The organism is Streptomyces odonnellii, from assembly GCF_000981895.1.
Classification (GTDB): Bacteria; Actinomycetota; Actinomycetes; order Streptomycetales; family Streptomycetaceae; genus Streptomyces; species Streptomyces odonnellii.
Genome location: NZ_LATD01000369.1, coordinates 1 through 2,813 on the forward strand (window position 1 = coordinate 1; position 2,813 = coordinate 2,813).

Sequence of the window (2,813 nt, forward strand, 5' to 3'; positions counted from 1 at the left end):
CCCGCTGCCCGACGTGCCCGGGCCCACCGCCCTGTACCGCGCGATGGTCCGCCTCGACCGGCCCCGCACCTCCTGACCCCCGCCCGCACGCGCCGTGAGCGCGGCGCCGCGGGACATCGGCGCCCGCATGACCGTGCCGCGACGCAATACGCCGCGGCCCGGTCCGGATCGAGGACCACGCGGTCCAGCGGCGGCCCGGTGGCCGGTGGATGTCAGCGGCTGAAGACGAGCTCGGCCTGGTCGCGGCGGGTGGTGTGCAGCTCCCAGTAGACCGGGGAGATTTCCTCGGGCTTGGCGGTGGGGAACCCGGGAACGACCGACGTGCCGATGGACACGTCGATGGCGACGTGGGCGGCCTGGACGCCGGTGCCGTCCAGCTCGTTGTGCAGGTTGAGCACCCAGTTGCGCAAGGCCGCAGCGGCGGCGTTGACGTTGGCGACCTGCGGCACGGGGTTGACGGAGCCCGCGCCGGTGGTGAACAGCAGCGTGCCCGCACCGGCCTCCCGCATGGCGGGCAGCACCGCACGGGTGGCGGCGATCGCCCCGTAGAGCTGGAACTCCATCTCGTGCTGCACATCGGCCGGTTCGGTCGCGGCCGGGGCGGTCAGGACGGTCGAGCCGAAGCCGCCGACCGGCGAGTACTCCAGGACGTCGATGCCGCCGAAGTGCGCGGTCGCGTCCTGGAGCGCCTGCGTGAGCGCGGCGCGGTCAAGGACGTCGGCGGGAAACGCGGCGGCGGTGAAGCCCTCCGCGGCCAGTTCCCCGGCCAGACCTTCGAGCTTGGCCCGGTTGCGGGCGATCAGCGCGACGTCGTAGCCGTGCGTGCCGTAGGTGCGTGCGATGGCGAGGCCGAGCTGGGGGCCGGCGCCGACGATGGCGATGGTGGGCATGGGAGGGCCTTTCATGGACGAGAGGTGGAAAGGGCTATCCGTTTCCGTTCCGGAAAGCCCTATCCGGTTTCGCGATCGACGGTAACACGGAAATTGGATAGGGCATTCCGGTTTGCTAGCCTGACCGACATGCACTCCCGAGACCAGCACGCCGACGGCGGCAGCACGGCCGGATCTGCGGCCCCGCCCAAGCGCAGCGACGCGGAGCGCAACCGGGGACGGATCATCGCCGCCGCGCGCACCGTCTTCGGGCGCGACGGACTGAACGCGTCGATGGCCTCGGTCGCGCGGGAGGCCGGAGTCGGGATCGCCACCCTCTTCCGCCACTTCCCTACCAAGGAGGAGTTGGTCGTCGCGGTCTTCACCGACCGCATGGAGGCATACGCACAGGCCACCGACCAGGCCCTGGCCGACCCGGATCCGTGGCACGGCTTCACCGGCTACATCCAGGACGTCTGCGCGATGCAGGCCGCCGACCGCGGCTTCGCCGACATCCTGACCATGAGCTTTCCCGGCGCCCAAACGCTGGAGGCCCGGCGTGCCGACGCGTACGAGGGCTTCCTCGAGCTCATCAGCCGCGCCAAGGACAGCGGACAGCTGCGCGCCGACTTCACCAGCCGCGATCTCGTACTGCTCCTGATGGCCAACTCCGGAGTCCTCAGCGCCACCGGCGACGCCGCCCCCGACGCCTGGCGCCGCGTGGTGGCATGGATGATCCAGTCCTTCCAGACCCCCGCCCGCGGACCGCTACCGGACCCACCGCAGGACGCCGCACTCTACGAGGCCATGCGGCGCGCCAGTCACGTCGTCAGCTCGCCCGAGCCCGACAAGCGGCGCTGAGCGACCGGCCGGCGGGCCGACGCCGCCGCGATGTCTGAGTGCCGGCCGGTGCTTCCGGAAATTCCTTCATCTGTCGGCGTGGTCCATCGGGCGGCGCCTTTCGCCGGGGTACGGGGCTGGGACCTGGGGTGGGTTGTGACCTCGATCGAGCGGACCGCGTATCCGCGGTTCAAGCGGCTGATCACTGCGCACGAGCTGCCTCTGTTCTTCTCGCCGCCGCGCGATGAGCTTCAGTGGGCCTTCGATGCCACGGATGGCGATGAGCATCTGCCGGCCCTGCTGCTGATGCTGAAGTCGTATCAGCGCATGGGGTGCTTCCCGAAGCTGGAGGAGGTCCCGGTCATGGTGGTGGACTTTGTCCGGCGCCAGGTGGAGCTGCCGGAGGGCACACTGCCGGTGTACCAGGCGCAGAAGACGGCCAAGAACCACCAGGGCCTGGTGCGCAAGCGGGTCGGGGTGCTCTACAGCCAGGCGGAGGCCAGGCGGAGGCCCGTCGGATCGCCGAGCAGTCGATCCGACGGGAGCACCGCGCAGCTGCTGCGCCACCTCACCGACGCGCCACTTCGGGGGCGGGTGACGGCGGCGACGAACAAGGTCGAGTCGTTCAACCGGTTCTCCCAGTGGGTCGGCTTCGGCAACTGCCGCGTCATCGCGACAACGATCCGGTCGAGCAGGAGAAGGCGATGAAAGTCAACGCTCTGCTCACGAACGCGGTGATCTTCCACAACGCCCTGGACACCGCCGAGATCGTCCGGCAGCTGCTGGAGGAGGGCTGGACGATCGAGCCGGAGGATCTGGCGCGCATCTCGCCGTACCTGACCGAGCACATCAACCGGTTCGGCGAGTACAGCACGCACGAGCTCGGCATCCAGCCCGAGGCGTACGACCCGAAGCTGGACGTCGACTTCACCCCGCTGCGCGAGCACGACCCGGCAGCGGCCGGCTTCGGTCGGGCCGCCTGAGACGCCGGGGACCCGCTGCTGTGCGGATTCCGGTCAGTCGGGGGCTGCCGGGAGTGCGGCGGAGTTCGTGAGGGTGTCGAGTTGGGCGGCAAGGCCGGGATGGGCGGCGGCCAGGTGGGGG

General features: G+C 70.5%; 2 protein-coding genes and 1 pseudogene. 2 read left to right on the forward strand and 1 reads right to left on the reverse strand.

Features of this window, described 5'->3' with window-relative positions:
- Positions 1-212: 212 nt before the first annotated feature.
- Positions 213-890, reverse strand: coding sequence for an SDR family NAD(P)-dependent oxidoreductase (locus tag WH07_RS29930; RefSeq protein WP_046506795.1), 678 nt, complete (start codon positions 888-890; stop codon positions 213-215).
- A 129-nt stretch (positions 891-1,019) separates the two neighbouring features.
- On the opposite strand from WH07_RS29930, the gene WH07_RS29935 reads away from it, so the two are divergent.
- A complete protein-coding gene (locus WH07_RS29935; protein WP_046506798.1) occupies positions 1,020-1,730 on the forward strand; it encodes a TetR/AcrR family transcriptional regulator in 711 nt (236 codons plus the stop codon).
- A gap of 30 nt (positions 1,731-1,760) precedes the next feature.
- Positions 1,761-2,692, forward strand: a pseudogene (locus tag WH07_RS41440) (Tn3 family transposase).
- Positions 2,693-2,813: the final 121 nt, after the last annotated feature.